The organism is Parabacteroides goldsteinii DSM 19448 = WAL 12034 (assembly GCF_000969835.1).
GTDB lineage: Bacteria > Bacteroidota > Bacteroidia > Bacteroidales > Tannerellaceae > Parabacteroides > Parabacteroides goldsteinii.
The window spans coordinates 1,180,629-1,198,189 of record NZ_KQ033913.1 but is presented as its reverse complement, the minus strand read 5'-3'; the positions used below and the strand labels follow the sequence as shown (position 1 = coordinate 1,198,189).

Here is a 17,561-nt window from a genome sequence, read left to right as displayed (position 1 = left end):
AGATATTATATGTACTTTTGTAAGCAGAATAAGATAAATATAATATATGTATACCGATAAGAAAAACATTCTTCAGTTAGTGGCCTTGCTCAAGGAGCATAGTATAAGTAAAATCGTATTATGTCCGGGAAGCCGTAATTCGCCTATCGTACATACATTGGCGAATCATCCGTTCTTCACCTGCTATTCCGTCACCGACGAACGAAGTGCCGGATTCTTTGCCATGGGGCTGGCATTGCACGGAGGAAAACCGGCAGCCGTTTGCTGTACTTCGGGTACGGCTTTGCTGAATATCCATCCGGCTGTGGCGGAAGCCTACTACCAACATGTTCCTCTTATCGTCATATCGGCAGACCGTCCGGGAGCCTGGATAGGCCAAATGGACGGACAGACTTTACCACAACCGGGCGTATTCGGTTCCCTGGTTAAGAAATCGGTCAATCTGCCGGAAATTCATACGGATGAAGATGAATGGTATTGCAACCGCCTTGTCAACGAAGCATTGTTGGAGTTGAATCATCATGGAAAAGGACCGGTTCATATCAATGTGCCGATCTCCGAACCTTTGTTCCAGTTCACTACTCCCGAATTGCCGAAAGTGCGCGTTATCACTCGTTATCAGGGATTGAATGTGTACGACAGGGAATACAATACCCTGATCGAACGGTTGAACAGCTATAATAAACGAATGATCATTGTCGGCCAGATGAGCCTGATTTATCTTTTTGAAAAGAAGATATCCAAGCTACTTTATAAACATTTCGCCTGGCTGACCGAACATACAAGCAACAAGACCATTCCGGGCATCCCGGTCAAAAACTTCGATGCAGCCATTTATGCCCTGCCTGAAGAAACGCAGGAAAAGATGGTTCCCGAACTGGTTATTACCTACGGCGGACACATCGTATCCAAACGTTTAAAGAAATTCCTACGTAATAATCCGCCGAAAGAACATTGGCACGTATCGGCCGATGGTGAAGTGGCTGACTTATACGGTGTAATGACTACCGTAATAGAAATGGACCCGTTCGAGTTTCTTGAAAAGATTGCTTATCTGCTGGAAAATAAGCCGACAGAATTTCCACGTGTCTGGGAAAACAATACGAAGAGTCTGCCGGAACCGGAGTTTGCTTATTCGGAAATGGCAGCAATCGGTCGTTTGCTCAAGTCATTGCCGACTCCGTCTGCCTTACATTTAGGCAATAGTTCGACGGTACGATACGCTCAATTGTTTACGTTGCCCGAAGAAGTTGAAGTTTGCTGCAACCGGGGAACAAGCGGTATAGAAGGTTCATTATCCACGGCTATCGGCTATGCGGTAGCATCCGACAAATTGAATTTTGTGGTGATAGGCGATCTGAGCTTCTTTTATGATATGAACGCGCTTTGGAACAGCAACTTCGGCTGTAACCTGCGCATCCTGTTACTGAATAACGGTGGCGGCGAAATCTTCCAGGCACTGCCCGGTTTGTCGATGTCAGGAAAGACACACCGCTTTGTAACGGCTACACATAAGACTTCGGCCCAGGGCTGGGCTACCGAACGGGGATTCCTCTACCAGGGCGTACACGACACGGCAGAATTGGAAGAAGCCATGAAAGTGTTCACCGATCCGAATCCGATCAATCAACCCGTATTGATGGAGGTATTCACCGACAAAGATGAAGACGTCCGCCTGCTGAAAGAATACTACCATAGTTTAAAGACGTTATAATAAACAATACTCTAAATAAAGATTTTATGTCAACACAAAGAGAATGGAAACAGATAAAAGAATATGAAGAAATCTTGTTTGATTTCTACAATGGTATTGCCCGTATCACTATCAACCGCGAACGTTACCGTAATGCCTTCACTCCCACCACGACAACCGAAATGAGCGATGCGCTTTACATTTGCCGGGAGCGTCCGGATATTTGTGTCATCGTCTTGACCGGAGCTGGCGACACCGCTTTCTGTGCCGGTGGAGATATGAATGTGAAAGGTCATGGCGGGTATATCGGTAAGGACGGCGTTGCCCGTTTGAATGTACTCGACGTACAGAAACAGATTCGTTCCATGCCTAAGCCTGTCATCGCAGCCGTCAATGGTTTTGCTATCGGCGGAGGTCACGTTTTGCATGTCGTTTGCGACCTTACCATCGCTTCTGAAAATGCCATCTTCGGGCAGACGGGTCCTCGTGTGGGTAGCTTCGACGCTGGTTTCGGTTCGTCGTATCTCGCCCGTATTGTCGGCCAGAAAAAAGCACGCGAAATATGGTTTCTTTGCCGGAAATACAATGCGCAGGAAGCACTCGACATGGGACTGGTAAACAAAGTCGTTCCCCTGGATAAGCTGGAAGATGAATATGTGGAATGGTCTGAAACCATGATGATGCACAGTCCGCTTGCCTTGCGTATGATCAAAGCGGGACTGAATGCCGAACTGGACGGCCAGGCCGGTATCCAGGAGCTGGCAGGCGATGCCACCATGCTTTACTACATGACCGACGAAGCCCAGGAAGGCGGCAAAGCATTCCTCGAAAAACGCCGCCCGCGTTTTGAAGATTATCCCAAATTTCCGTAATCAGAATAATGAGAACAACGCATTATAGAATCCGGATAATTCCTAAAGTTTTACACTTCAAGCAACCGGCAGGGACTTCACGGGGGACTTATACGATTCGAAAGAGCTGGTATTTGGTTCTTACCACTGATGAAATGCCCGGACGATTCGGGATAGGTGAATGTGCTCCACTCCCTAAACTGAGTTGTGATGATCTGCCAGACTACGAAAAAAAACTGGCAACCATTTGTCACCAAACGGAACAGAACGGAATGCCCGATACCGAAGCTCTGCGTTCCTATCCCTCCATCTTATTCGGACTGGAAACGGCTTTCCGCCATTTCCAAACGGGTAATTTTGCACTTTGGGATACAGACTTTTCACGAGGTAAAGCCGGTATCCCAATCAATGGCCTGATCTGGATGGGTGACTATAAAAAGATGCTGGAACAGATCGAGGTCAAAATGCAATCAGGCTTTCGCTGTATTAAGTTGAAGATTGGGGCAATTAATTTTGAAGAGGAACTGGCTTTATTAAAACATATCCGTGCGCATTTTTCTGCTAAAGAAATAGAATTACGGGTAGATGCAAACGGAGCCTTCTCCCCTGACGATGCCCTGAACAAGTTACAACGGCTTGCCGAACTGAACCTGCATTCCATCGAACAGCCTATCCGCGCCGGGCAATGGGAGGAAATGGCACGACTCACTTCCGAAACACCTTTACCTATTGCTTTGGATGAAGAACTAATCGGCATCAATACAATAGAAAGGAAAAAGGAACTCATATCAGTTATCCGTCCGCAGTATATCATACTGAAACCGTCTTTACATGGCGGGATAAGTGGCGGACAGGAATGGATCGACGAAGCTGAACAACAAAAGATAGGCTGGTGGATTACTTCTGCATTGGAATCGAATATCGGACTGAATGCCATTGCACAATGGTGTGCAACATTCAATAATCCTTTACCGCAAGGACTGGGAACAGGGGCTTTATTTACGGACAATGTGGAGATGCCGCTCTCCATTCGCCAGGATTGTCTCTGGTACGATCCGAAGAGTAACTCATTCCCCTCGGGGGCAGGGGGTGTGTTAATGCCTGTTCCGGAACGAAATGATAACACACCCCTTATCCCCTCTCAAGAGGGGAAACAGTTACTTACAGATTGTAATAAACAACTGTTACAGTTAGAGGACGGAACGGTTTGTACAGCAGAAAATATACAGCAATTAATAACTAATCTACCTGCCGATGCACCAGAGATACGTCGGGATTTATACAAATTCCTGGCCGACTGGTTCAACGAATCTCCCTACATCACCGTTCATACATCCGGCTCTACCGGAACGCCTAAAGAGTTCACTGTCCGCAAAGAACAGATGATGCAAAGTGCCATCCTTACCTGCTCTTTCCTTCATCTGCAAAAAGGAGATAATGCATTGTTGTGTATGCCATTGCAATATATTGCCGGCAAGATGGTGGTCGTACGGGCCTTAGTTGCCGGATTGACTCTCATTCTGCGCACGCCTTCCGGCCATCCGTTGGCAGATGTAGAGACTCCGCTTCGCTTTGCTGCTATGATACCGTTACAGGTATATAACACGCTTCAAGTACCGGAGGAAAAAGAACGCCTATGCCGGACAGAGATATTAATCATAGGGGGAGGCGCCATAAATAAAGAACTGGAAGCAGAGGTCAGGACATTACCCAATATCGTCTACTCGACCTATGGCATGACGGAAACACTTTCTCATATCGCATTGCGCAGGCTGAACGGCCCCGAGGCTTCTTCAGCCTACACCCCTTTCCCTTCCGTACAATTGTCTTTATCGTCTGAGGATACACTCATTATCAACGCACCACTGGTTTGCGACGAGACATTAGTGACAAACGACATCGCACAGTTGCATCCGGACGGTACTTTCTCCATTCTGGGAAGGAAAGACAACATCATTAATACCGGAGGTATAAAAGTACAAATCGAATCAGTGGAAGAAACACTACGTTCAATAATTTCTGCTACCTTTGCGATAACGGCTATTCCACATCCCGGATTAGGAGAAGCCATTGTGCTACTGATGGAAAAGACGGCAGACATTGAAGGCCTTTCTGATAGAATAGCCTCTCTCCTGCCTAAATACCAACAGCCTAAATATATCCGGCAGGTCGATGCCATCCCACTCACCGGCAGTGGTAAAACAGACCGGACAGCCTGTCGTTTATTGGCGGCAAAGCTAATCTGATTATCATTTAAAACACTATACTTATGAGGTATTTTGCACTTACCGTATTATCATTCCTAACCCTTTCGCCCGCCTACGGACAGAGTGGGGAAAGTTGCCGGTTCGCACCGGACCCGACGCTTCAGAAGCCGGAAGTCTATGCCGGATATGATTGCGTCAATCTGTTGGACAGCACGTCCGTAACCGTACAACCGACCGGTTCCGGTTCATTTTCTGTCTGCAAGACTATCAAAATTCAGACTCCCCGGGGAGCAGTGAGTAACCGTATCATCAAATATGATTACGACCCGCTGACGGCTTTCGCACAATTCAAGAGAGCGACCGTCTACCGTGCCAACGGCGATGTAATCAACCTGGACGTTACACAAGCCTGCGACTATGCGGCTCCGGCCCGCGCCATCTATTGGGGCGCCCGCCAGATCATGCTTGAAGTAGGCCAGCTGAATCCGGGAGATATCATCGAATATGAAATCGACAAGAAAGGTTTCACCTACGCCCTGCTGGCCGACGGCAGCGATGACGAATCCCGCTTCATCCCTCCCATGCGCGGACAATTCTATGACATCGTTCCTTTCTGGGTGACGGAACCGACCGTACGTAAAGTATATAAAGTATCCATTCCGATGGAGAAAGAAATGCAGTTCCAGTTCTATCAAGGCGACTGCGCCTCTTCCATGCGCTATGAAGATGGTCGGAAAGCCTATACCTTCTCCACCAACAATGTGATGCCGACCAAACGTGAACCTAACATGGTCGACCTGTTCGATGCCGCTCCGAAACTGATGATGTCGTCCACTCCTAAATGGCAGGATAAATCATTATGGTTCAATAAGGTTAACGAAGATTACGGAAGTTTTGCTCCACTGCCGGAAGCACAGAAAAAGGTAGACGAGCTTATCAAAGGGAAGAAAACAGAAATGGAAAAGATAGCCGTCCTCACCCACTGGGTTGCCGACAATATCCGTTACTCCGGCATCTCGATGGGCAAAGGCGAAGGTTATACCCTTCACAATACCAAGATGAATTATACCGACCGTTGCGGTGTCTGTAAAGATATTGCCGGAACGCTGATATCCTTCCTCCGTATGGCAGGTTTCGAAGCCTATCCCGCTATGACAATGGCAGGCAGCCGTGTGGAAAGTATTCCGGCCGACCACTTCAACCATTGTGTAGCCGTCGTTAAATTATCCAGCGGTACATATATGCCGCTCGACCCGACCTGGGTTCCTTTCTGCCGCGAACTATGGAGCAGCGCCGAACAACAACAGAACTACCTGCCGGGAGTTCCCGAAGGTTCCGACCTTTGCCTGACTCCCGTTTCCGCTCCGGAAAACCATTATGTACGTATCAAAGCAAACAATAAACTGGATGCCAAAGGCACACTGACCGGACAATTCACCATCACGGCCGAAGGACAATCGGACAGCAATATCCGCGGCATGTTTACCCGTGGCTGGCAGTCACAATGGAAGAACATGCTTGAAAGCCAGTTGCTAAACGTATCCCCGAAAGCCCGTCTGCTTAGCGTGGATTATGGAAAAGATCCGAAAGACTATCAAGCGGCTCCCATCAAAATCACTTTCCGCTATGAAATACCGGAATATGCTATCCCAGGTAAAGAGGAACTGGTCTTCAAACCGATGGTAATGAACAACCTGTACAATCAGGTAAAGAGTTATCTGCGCATCAATACCGACCTGCCCGAACGCCAGTATGGTTTCAAGGATGGCTGTTCACGTCTGGTGGAACTGGACGAAACCATCCAGCTACCGAAAGGATACACTTTGTTAAATGAGGCAAAGAACGAAAGCAAGCAAAGCGATGCCGCCGACTTCGAAGGCTCATTGAGCCAGGACGGCGATAAAATAACGCTTCACCAGAAGCTGGCTCTAAAGAAACGTGTATATGAAGCAGCCGACTGGGACGGTTTCCGTTCTGCCGTTAATGCACACAAAAGTTTCGGTGATTATTTAATTATTAAAAAATAAAAGACAATGACTAATATACTACATAAACTGGCACTGCTTCTCTGCCTGCTGGCTATTACAGCATCCGCATTTGCCGGCCCGGAAGCTGAATATAAGAAGCTGTCGAAAGCATATACATTGAATGCAGACGGAAGCCAGGAGTTCCGCTACAACATGGAACTTACGCTTTTCACACATACGGCCATGAACGGTACTTACGGGGAAAGTTTCATCGTTTACAATCCGCAATACCAGGAACTAAAAATTAATTCCTCTTATACCAAACAGAAAGACGGCAACATTGTCAAAACGCCCGACAATGCTTTTGTGGAAGTACTTCCCCGGACAGCAGCCGATGCTCCGGCTTACAACCATCTGAAAGAAATGGTCGTTGTCCATACCGGTCTGGAACTGGGAGCAACCATCTATCTGGATTATACGCTGACTTCCAAACCGGGGTATCTGCCGGAGCTGGATATTTATAACGAGCTATTACAAACCTCTCCGGTAAAAGAATATACCATCAGTCTGTCTGCACCGGAAAGCAAACCGTTATCCTACACTTTGCAGTATAACAATGCCAAGCCGGCCGTCACAACAGCCAACGGCATGAAAACCGTTACCTGGAAATTACAGAACCTGCCGGCTTCTTCCCGCGACCCGTTCGTTTCGGCTGCCAATGGCGACGTTCCTTTCCTGACTGCAACCACTTATGCTTCGAACGGAGACGCATTGAAAGCATTGTATGCACAGTTCACTCCCGCCAGCGACGTCCAGTTGACTGCCATTGCCGAAAACCTGACAGAAGGTAAAAAGAACGATACGGAAAAACTACAGGCCATCCTGAAACACGTAACGGAAAACCTGGGTTACAGTCGCCTTTCGTTGCCGGATGCAGGATATAAAATCCGTTCGGCAAGCGATGTAATCTATTCCGCCTACGGAACCGAAGCTGAAAAGACAAACCTGCTGAACGGCCTGTTAAATGCAGCAGGCATCAAAGCCGAAACAGCAGCATCCTACAGTGTGAATGCCGAACCGGCCAGTTGCGGGTTGAGTGCCATAAAAGAACTGGTCGTTATTGCCAATGCAGACGGTAAACAGTATATCATGTCTCCATCATCCAATAAAATGGCAGCTGCGGGTTCGAATAACCTGACACCAGTCATCAGCCTGACCAAAGCAGGTACGCCTGTAACAATCAGCACACCGTCTACCGACCTCACTTATAAGGTTACCCTTTCCGTCTCTCCGGAAAAAGCAGATGCAAAAGTAGATGCAACTATCGGCAACGCTTACCTCCCCTATTACGGAGCTTATCTGTCTACCTATGCCGGTGCTGATAAGGAAGCAAAAGAATCGAAGACCGGCAACGGAACGACAATCTCCTATACTGCATCCCAACCTTTAAAAGCGAACAACGGATATGTTATGGTTTCACTGCCCGATGCCCCGGTCAGCCTGGCACATAGTTACTACTGCAATATGAACAGTAGCCGCAAGGAAAACCTGCTGTTGCCCTGCAAAGCAAACGAACGGTATACCTATACCGTTCAAGTACCGGAAGGGATGAAACTAGCTACTCCGGAAGCAGTTAAAACAATTGAAAACGCTGCCGGTAAGGTAGTCATCTCCGTTAAGCAAAACGGAAACAACGCAGAGGTAGAACGCTCTTTGCTACTGAACAAACAGCTCTATACTCCCGCTGAATTCGGCAACTTGCGCTCCCTGTTGACCGAATGGGGAAATCAGTCCGGCAAAACATTGTTATTGTCAATTAACTAAGCGAATACAATCAGTAATTTAAACAAGGATGAAACGAGATAATTCTACTGTTCCATCCTTGTTTTTTTGTTGAATAATAATAACTTTACAGTCAAATATTAATATCTTAAACCGTTGATCTATGCAAATACTAGCAAATCTACTCCTGACACTATTATTATGTTGTATTCCGGGATTTACTTACGCGCAAAGCTTATCTCTCGAGTTATATCCCCAACCACAACAAATTGTTATATCCAACCAGCAATATGTGCCGTCTCATGGATATACATTACAAGGTATCAGCAATCCGGACGCCGACGCAGTGAAAATACTGAAAGAAGCATTGCCTTTCGTCCAATCAGGCAAGTCATTACCGCTGGAAGTCAAAAAGCTGAAAGCCAGAACACCCGAAATGGAACGTTCAGGTGCTTATATCCTGGATATTTCAAAGAAGAAAATCACTATCGAAATTGTGGACGACCGTTCATTATTCTATGCCGCCCAAACACTCAAACAACTGGTCGGCTACAATGAAGCAGGCAAACGCACACTTCCGTTATGTACGATTACCGACTATCCTGACGTACTCCATCGGGGAACTGTCGAAGGCTTCTACGGTACTCCCTGGAGCCATGACGACCGTATCAGCCAACTTCGTTTCTACGGCCAGTTTAAGATGAATACTTACATCTATGGTCCGAAAGACGATCCTTTCCACAGTGCCAGCTGGCGTGAACCCTATCCTGCCGACCAGGCAAAGCAGATTAAAGAACTGACAACCGAAGCTGCCCGCAACAAGGTAGACTTCGTCTGGGCAATCCATCCGGGACAGGATATCAAATGGAATGCAACCGACAGTAACAACGTGATCACCAAGTTCGAACAAATGTACGACCTCGGTGTACGTGCTTTCGCTGTCTTCTTTGACGACATTTCCGGTGAAGGAACAAACGCAGCCAAACAAGCTGGCCTGATGAACTTCATCCAGAAAGAATTTATTGAAAAGAAAAGCGACATACAGCCATTAATCATGTGTCCGACCGAATACAACCGTTCATGGGCACGGACCGATTATCTCGATATCCTGGGCGAACAACTTCACCCGGCTATCCATATCATGTGGACCGGGAATCGTGTTGTAGACGATATTACCCTGGAAGGTCTTGAATGGGTCAACAAGCGTATCCGCCGTCCCGCCTATATCTGGTGGAACTTCCCGGTAAGCGATTACTGCCGTGACCACCTTTTGATGGGACCCGCTTATGGTCTGGACACTCAGGCTTCCAATGCGATGTCCGGTTTCGTTGCTAACCCGATGGAACGCGCTGAAGCCTCCAAAGTCGCCTTGTTCGGTGTTGCCATGTATAGCTGGAATATACACAGTTACGACCCGCAACTGGCTTGGGAAAAGGCTTGCGAATATTTAGTACCCAAAGCAGCCATCGCCTTCAAGACATTCTGTGAGAATAATAGCGATCCGGGACCTAACGGTCATTTATATCGCCGTGAGGAATCTACCCGCTACCAGGCACAGGCCGACAAATTCCTTACCGGTTACCGCAACGGACAGTTCGGCGAAAGAGATGCAAACCAACTGGGTGCCTTATTCGCACAGATACAGGCTGCTCCCGAGTTGATATACAATCAGGGAGACAATAAAGCACTGATTAAAGAAATCAATCCCTGGCTTATGCAGTTCGAGTTACTCGGAAGATGCGGTTCCAATGCTCTGCGTATGGCTCACGCCTGGTATGAAAAAGACCGCCAGAACACCTGGCAACGTTTCCTCGAAGTATCTGCCGTTATGGACAGTATGAAACTGGTTAACCGTACTTTCAACCAGAATCCGTATCAGAAAGGTGTAAAAGTAGGTTCAAGAGTCCTGATGCCGCTTATTGAAGGTTTATACAGACAGACCAGCCGCAACCTACTTTCGACAGCCGATACACCTTCCAACGAAATCAGAGTTAGCACAGCTTCTACCATTACTAATATAGATCAGCTGAAGAATCAACCCTGGTCGGAAGACGAGAATCTGATAGCCTATGTCCCCATGCTTGAAGTGGTAAAAGTCGAACCTAACCAGTATCTCGGCCTCGGATGGGAAATACAAAAGGACGCCGAATCTTTCACGTTCAACTTACCTCAAAGTAATGTGGACGGACGTGTATTCGAATGGTCGGAAGACGGTAAGACATGGACTATCCTTTCTGATATTCCTGCCGACCGGACAAAGTTCACCGTTACTACAATTCCTCTGAACGCTCATTTTGTCCGGATGCGCAACAATTCCGGCAAACAGATGGAACTGAAGGTTGCCGCTTTTTCCGTAAAGACAAAGGAAGCACCAGAAATCAACGAAGAATTGATGATGTACGATCTCAATCTGAGTACTTATAAAACGTTGAAACCGGGCGAAAAGGTTGAAGTGAAATGTAACGGTGTAGACAAGTATATCGAATTCTTCTTGTCCGGCAATAACGATAGTATGGTTTCCATCTCCGGTGTCAACAATGACGGCGAAAACAATATGCTATATTGTGGCTACGTCGGCTATGTGAAGCTGAACAAAATTTCATTTGATGATATGCAAACGCTGATAATCACCCCGGCAGGTAAAACTCCGGTACAAATTCACCAGATTGTCAGGGAGTAAATCATAAATTTCTTCCGGAAATAGCGTCGCTTCGTTATTCCTTCATTTAACCGACAACATATTAACACATTACAGGTGACGCAGATATAGCAATCGGCGTCACCTGTTTCATTTGAGAACATTTATATCTTGTCCTAAAGAATACAAACCGGACATTTTGGCTGGTAATAACAGAGACCACAGACCTTAAATAGCATGAAAGAAAAAAAGGATAACTGGCTAATTTCCAGTCCATCGCAGTTTCCTATTTTTTTTAATAAGGAAACGCCAGTTCCCCTATAAGGAAACTGGCTCCAGACAATATGTCATAAATCTTTCGTATTCATTCCTCTTCGGTATTTCATGCAGGTGTTGTACATTCACATTTTACTCCATAATAATCACGACCGGATTATCTTCTTCGCCTACTTTTCTTAAAGCTGTGACTTCCTCCGGTAAATCATTTTTATCTCCATTCTCTTCAAACCATGAAACGACCTGATCTGCCGAAATGATCTGAGCAAACTCGCCATCGGGAGAAACTGATTCAGGTTGTAAAGAAAGGAAACCGTCCAGATCGTTTTCAAAAGCGGTGTCATATTTAGCGACTTTGACTATTCCACTTTTCTTATCGAACATAGCATTATAAATAAGCTTATCCTTATACAGATCCACAATGAAACGTAAAAGAAAAACATCTTTCCCTTCCAACATTTCTGTCGGATAAGCTACATGAGTCTTTTCCTTATTGAAACGTTCCTTTGGATTCCAATAATAAGATGCCATATCCAAACGACGGACAGGTAATAAAGCATCTGCCGTTACCTGATAAATTGTATCATTGAATTGTTCCATAAAGAACAAATCTTTCCCCTGGTGCCAGAAGAAACGGTCACTTACCGGATAAGCAGCCATTTTTCCATCCTTATAACTTATAATAATCATACCACCGCCAAAACCTTTACTATGAGTGACACTGAGTGATTCTATATCATCTGGATTCACCTTCAATGACATCGTATCTTTGCCGGATGGTAAAAACTGATTAATGATCATTGTATCACGGAATACAATCACCCGGTCGGGATCACCGTTACCTGCCGTAGAATGAGCGACAAGTGTCTGATTATCTAAATAATTAAAGACTGTAAAGGCAGGAAATACAGAAGTATTAACCGGAGTTTTCTTTTCTCCGTAATAAGAACCATCAGCATTATAAATAATAAGTTTCTCATTCCAACCGCTAAAATAAATCCGGTTATTCGGATAGTCCAGCCAACACCCTCTCACATCGCTATATCCTTCCGGATCATTGCCAACATGCCCCACAGAGGTTAAGAAGCGACCGGTTGCCCTGTCAAACAGAAAACATTGTTTTTGAGCAGTTGTCACCAACAATTTGTCATGTAGGATCTTCACGGATGGATTCTGCCCTACCAGACAACTGTCATTCGTTTCCAACGCCACATAAGATACTTGTTTGAAATAGTCGGAAGCTTTCAATCCGGAAGGAGCGTCGAGAGCGGCTCCTACAGGGATTACGGTTATTTCTCCATCCGTTGTCTTACTTTCATTGCAGGCGGTAAGAAAAAGACAGGCGGCAAAAGCTGCCTGATATAAATAGGTCTTCATCATTTCACTTCTTCTTTGTGGATGCATTTTTCGTTGTTATCAGAATAACACCGTCTTTTCCTCTCTCTCCATATAATTTTACTGAAGATTCATCCTTCAACACAGATATAGATTCAATAATATTAGGATTCAACTTATCTATAGCATCATCCTTTATTTGTTCTACTCCGTCAATAATTATGAGAGGCTTCTCTTTTCCGATCTGTCCGTCCCTGATACGGATTTTTACGTCCCCAGGCAGACGATCAGACAAACGACCATAACCGACCACCTTTACATCGTCCTCTTTTATTTTGCCGGAAGCAATAGCACCCTTAGTAACGACCGAGATCACACCTTGCTTGTCCGAAGCATTATATTTAGCCAGAATTTCTTCACTTTTATCTTTTGGACTCATACTAAAACTATGAATGTTCTCCGGACTCACTTTATCCAGCTCCTCATAAGTAGCTACTTCATTATCGATCAGGATCAGGTTACGAGACATCTCTACTCTCTGTTTGATATTTCTCATCCGATCTTCGGCGTCTTTCGAGAAATTATCCAGTTGTTGTTGCATAACCTCTAGCGGATTTTCCGTTTTCTCTTTTTCCTGTGTAACAGAGTCCTTATTTGCCCTCGCTTCCGTCTTTATTACTTTTACCACTTGAGGGGCAGATGCCACCACCTCTTTTATGGCAGGTTTCTCTACAGGGGCAGGGACAACCTCGACTACCGGTTCAGCTTTTTTAGGCTCGATAACTTCCTTAACCGGAACAATTTCGCTAATTTTGGCACTTGAAATCTTTCCCAGTTCACGAGAGATTTCGGGACGGGCAAAAGCTACAACCGCTACAGCTGTCAGCGGAAGTACATAGAGATACTTTAATCTCGCCCACGGATTCGATTTTCGTTTTAACATCATAGTAATTCGTTTTTTTAGTTTACTGTGATTAAAGCTGTTGGCCATAGAAGTGAAGCGCTGTGAACCAACAGCTTTTTTTATTAATAATAATTGATATTGCTTCGCATCGACGCCGTGATTGATCACACTTTCATCAGCCTCGTATTCATGAATATTCTCCAATTCCTGTTTTAGTAACCAGACAGCAGGATTGAACCATTGAAGAATGACGCAAAAACTACAGATCAGCATATCGACAGAGTGACGGGCACGGATATGCGCCATCTCATGCGTCAGTATCTCTTCACCGCTTTCTTCCATATCTTTTTGCGAAATGACGATGTATCCCATCCAACTGAACGGACATACAGTCTCATCCGTAACCACCAGTTTGCTACCATCGGGAAGCACCTGCTTCTCTCCCATCCCGATCATCCGGCATATGCGGATTGTCGAATAAAGGAAGCGGGCAAAAAAGAAAACACAGCCTACCAGATAAACTACAAACAGTAACGGAAGCCAGAATGACTGAGAGGTCTGTACCTGTATCTCAGTCTGCATTTGCGCCATCTGTAAGAGATATTCCAGATTCTGCAAGGGGCGCTGTATGGCAACCGGTTCATCGGTCATAATACGGATAAATGGAATGGCAACGGAAAGAATGATTACCCCTAACAAGGCAATCCGGTTAAAGCGGTGAAACGTTTCACGGCTTAACAACAGTCTGTAGAACAGATAAAAAGCTGCCAGACATACAGACGATTTAAGGATATAAACAAAGAAGTCTCCCATAATTGTCAGTTTTTATTTCCTTGTTCCACTTCGTCCAACAACTTCCGAAGTTCATCCACAGAGATATCTTCCTCCTTAATCAGGGAAGAAACAACGCCCAGATAAGAGTTATTGAAATATTTGGCAATAACATTCTTCAATGTACCTTTGCTGTACTCTGTCTCACTAACGGCGGCATAATACTGATAAGTATTGCCGAAAGTGTTATGTGAAAGGAATCCTTTATCCTCCAATCCCCGGACAATCGTCGATAATGTATTGAAATGAGGTTTAGGTTCCTCATAATATTCCAGCAGTTGTTTTACAAAAAGAGGACCTTTCTCCCAGAAATAGCCCATGATCTCTTCTTCTTTTGCAGTCAGTCGTTTCATAATTCCTGTTGTTTCGGGCAAAGTAACTAAATGTTTTAGTTTGGAAACTAAATTACTTAGTTAATAAACTAAAAGAGGTCGTTTTTCTTCCTCTTCTTCCTTTTTATTGGATTATTTTTCTCTATCTATGTTCCATTTTTGTGGTCGGAGACCTGTACCCCCTTCTGTTATTTCATCCGCGAGGAACCAAATAACAATGTCTATTTATGTAAAAAGAGGCTCCTGCATTCTATACAGGAGCCTCTTGGTTTTTTATCGTTTCGGAATGTCCACCGACTTATCCGATTTTCCCAGCAAATGTTCTGAGAAGTAATCGACCATACGCCAATAGAAGTATTCATCCATATCACCGAAACCATGACGCTGTTGCGGCAACAGCAACATATCGAAACGTTTATTGGCACGGATCAGTCCGTCTACCACACGCATCGTGTTACCCGGATGCACGTTGTTGTCGATATCTCCGTGAACCAGCAGCAGATGCCCTTTCAACTGCTTGGCCAGTTCGGGATTGCTCTTGATACTGTATGTAAATGTCGTATCGCCTTTTTCTGATACCACTTCTTTTACGCCATGATGCGTTTCACTCCACCAACGGTTATAAATCTTATTATCATGATTACCAGCACAAGATACGGCCACCTTGAAGAAATCAGGATATTGCAGGATAGCTGCAGTCGACATAAAACCACCACCCGAGTGTCCGTGAATACCGACACGGTGGATATCAATGTACTTATGTTTATCCGCCAACTGGATAATAGCAGCTTTCTGATCAGCCAGCCCATAATCACGCAGATTTCCGTATCCGAAGTTATGATACCATTTCGAACGGCTCGGATGGCCGCCGCGGTTGCCGACTGATACGACAATAAAGCCAGCCTGTGCCAGACGGTCGGTACGGACGCTCATACGGGTAAACGGATAGCGTGTCGCTTCAACCTGCGGACCTGGATAAACGTAGTCGATAATAGGATATACTGCTGTCGAATCGAAATTGAAAGGCTTATACATGACACCGTAAAGATCCGTTACGCCATCGGCAGCTTTTACCTTGAACGGTTCCGGGAACTGGTAACCGGCAGCAAACAGTTGCGAGAAATCGCTTTCTTCCAGTTCCATCACTTTACGACCGGTGTTATCCAACAGATCCGATTTCGGAACAGTGTTGATACGAGAATAATTATGGACGATGAATTGGGCGTTATCATCTACACGGACATCATGGAAATAATCGCCGGCAGAAACCATCTGCAAACCGCTTCCGTCGAGGTTAGCCCGGTAAAGATGTTCATAATAAGGATTCTCCCCTTTTTCTCTTCCGTTGGCAAGGAAATAGACAACGCGTTTGGCTTCGTCAACCTTCACGATCTGGTCTACATGCCAGGGGCCTGATGTGATGCGGTTCTTCAGATTACCTTTGTCGTCATAAAGATACAGATGCGCCCAACCGTCGCGTTCGCTCCAATGGATCAGTTCTTTTCCGTTATTAACGGCGGCCAGCGGGCGGAGTTCGATATACGTATTCATACGTTCTTCGATAATCGGACGGATAGAGTCTTCACCGATCGTATAAGTACAGACGTCGATGCGATGCAGGTCACGACTGGAACGGGTAACGAAGAAACGGTTATTATCACCCAACCAAATACTGGGCAGTTCTTTCATATCACGCTGTTTATGCAGGCGGGGCCGATAAGCCATACGTATTGTCTGGTCTTTGAATGCTTGCGTATTGATCTCTTTATAAGAGTCGTTACTCATGTCAAACAGATACAGATGACTGACAGGAGCTTCCTTTTCACCCGGCATCTGGTATTTATAAGTCTCTAATGTCGGTCGCGGAGTGGCCATAGCATTGATCACCCACAGGTCTTTCACCTTGCGGTTATCTGAAATAGAGATTACAAAATGACGGGAATCGGGCGACCATAACAGATAACCCGGGTTCTTCCTTTTACCGTTACATAAGGTATCTGTATTCAGAAGACTGTAAGGCTGACCGAAACCGAAGTCTTTTACACCGGTTGTCGTCAGTTGTATCTCTGTGACCGTACTGTCTTTATCATCTTTCTTCAGTTTCTCATAATCTTCACGCGACATACGATACAGATTCAGGTCTTTGGCATAGACTACCGTTTTACCGTCCGGTGAGATAGAGGCCCAGTTTGGATATTCCGTATCCTTCTTTTTGTCTGCCAGATAGGTCAATTTACGTGTCGGATAATCATAGGAGAAATAGAATACCTCCTTTTTCGTCTTTTTGTCTTTATCCGTGCTGTCCTTTTTGGCGTCTTGTGAAGAGGTAATTTGGAAAGTAAAAGTACGTCCGTCCTCTCCCGTCTCCAACTTCTGGATAGGCAACTGTTGAGCCGTATACGGATCCTTAACGATCTCAGTCAATTCGGCAGCCAGCTTATCCTGATCGAACAAAGGACGTTTCGTCTTTGCGGAAGGATCAACCACATACCAGACATTGCCGTTTCCTGTTTTATATTCATACCAGAAGCAGTTCCCTGCCTTAAACCAATGCGGGTCCACCGAAGTGGAAAACAACATAGTCGATAATTTATTACCCGCAAAACGTTCAGCCTGCGTATAACCCGGTAGCGGATCGTCTGCCGAAGTTGTTTGCGCACTTGCGCCAAAAGAAAGAAGAAGTCCTGACGCGACTAAAAGTAGATGTTTTTTCATATTTTACAAATTGTGTTATATTGTTTGCTT

At 45.4% G+C, this 17,561-nt stretch carries 10 protein-coding genes and 1 pseudogene; 7 read left to right on the top strand and 4 right to left on the bottom strand.

The features are described from left to right. Positions 1-46: 46 nt before the first annotated feature. From menD to HMPREF1535_RS17870, 7 genes and pseudogenes are all read left to right on the top strand, one after another. Complete coding sequence (menD, locus tag HMPREF1535_RS17895; RefSeq protein ID WP_007656345.1) at positions 47-1,714, top strand: 2-succinyl-5-enolpyruvyl-6-hydroxy-3-cyclohexene-1-carboxylic-acid synthase; 1,668 nt, start codon at positions 47-49, stop codon at positions 1,712-1,714. Positions 1,715-1,740: 26 nt separating this feature from the next. Further along, positions 1,741-2,565 (top strand): 1,4-dihydroxy-2-naphthoyl-CoA synthase, encoded by an 825-nt coding sequence (menB, locus tag HMPREF1535_RS17890; RefSeq protein WP_007656343.1) that lies wholly within the window; start codon positions 1,741-1,743, stop codon positions 2,563-2,565. Positions 2,566-2,573: 8 nt separating this feature from the next. Beyond that, positions 2,574-3,596, top strand: a pseudogene (locus HMPREF1535_RS26295) (o-succinylbenzoate synthase); the annotation flags it as partial. A 45-nt stretch (positions 3,597-3,641) separates the two neighbouring features. Further along, positions 3,642-4,790, top strand: a complete 1,149-nt coding sequence (locus HMPREF1535_RS26290) for an AMP-binding protein (protein WP_235438394.1) — start codon at positions 3,642-3,644, stop codon at positions 4,788-4,790. A 23-nt stretch (positions 4,791-4,813) separates the two neighbouring features. Beyond that, the gene (locus HMPREF1535_RS17880) at positions 4,814-6,778 is read left to right on the top strand and encodes a DUF3857 domain-containing protein (protein WP_046147041.1); all 1,965 of its coding nucleotides are present in this window, start codon (positions 4,814-4,816) and stop codon (positions 6,776-6,778) included. A 6-nt stretch (positions 6,779-6,784) separates the two neighbouring features. Beyond that, the gene (locus tag HMPREF1535_RS17875) at positions 6,785-8,542 is read left to right on the top strand and encodes a DUF3857 domain-containing protein (RefSeq protein ID WP_046147040.1); all 1,758 of its coding nucleotides are present in this window, start codon (positions 6,785-6,787) and stop codon (positions 8,540-8,542) included. 121 nt (positions 8,543-8,663) lie between these two features. Further along, entirely contained in the window at positions 8,664-11,180 is a 2,517-nt protein-coding gene (locus HMPREF1535_RS17870; RefSeq protein ID WP_046147039.1) for a beta-N-acetylglucosaminidase domain-containing protein, read from the top strand. Between the two features lie 366 nt (positions 11,181-11,546). Here HMPREF1535_RS17870 and HMPREF1535_RS17865 read toward each other — a convergent pair whose 3' ends face one another. The 4 genes from HMPREF1535_RS17865 to HMPREF1535_RS17850 form a co-directional block, all read right to left on the bottom strand. Beyond that, positions 11,547-12,794: a 6-bladed beta-propeller gene (locus HMPREF1535_RS17865; RefSeq protein ID WP_052716744.1), complete on the bottom strand. Its 1,248-nt coding sequence runs from the start codon at positions 12,792-12,794 to the stop codon at positions 11,547-11,549. A gap of 1 nt (position 12,795) precedes the next feature. Continuing rightward, positions 12,796-14,466 (bottom strand): M56 family metallopeptidase, encoded by a 1,671-nt coding sequence (locus HMPREF1535_RS17860; protein ID WP_046147038.1) that lies wholly within the window; start codon positions 14,464-14,466, stop codon positions 12,796-12,798. 5 nt (positions 14,467-14,471) lie between these two features. Next, positions 14,472-14,837 (bottom strand): BlaI/MecI/CopY family transcriptional regulator, encoded by a 366-nt coding sequence (locus tag HMPREF1535_RS17855; protein WP_044246236.1) that lies wholly within the window; start codon positions 14,835-14,837, stop codon positions 14,472-14,474. Positions 14,838-15,089: 252 nt separating this feature from the next. Beyond that, on the bottom strand, positions 15,090-17,531 hold the full coding sequence (locus HMPREF1535_RS17850) for a S9 family peptidase (RefSeq protein ID WP_010803232.1): 2,442 nt from the start codon (positions 17,529-17,531) through the stop codon (positions 15,090-15,092). Positions 17,532-17,561 lie beyond the last annotated feature (30 nt).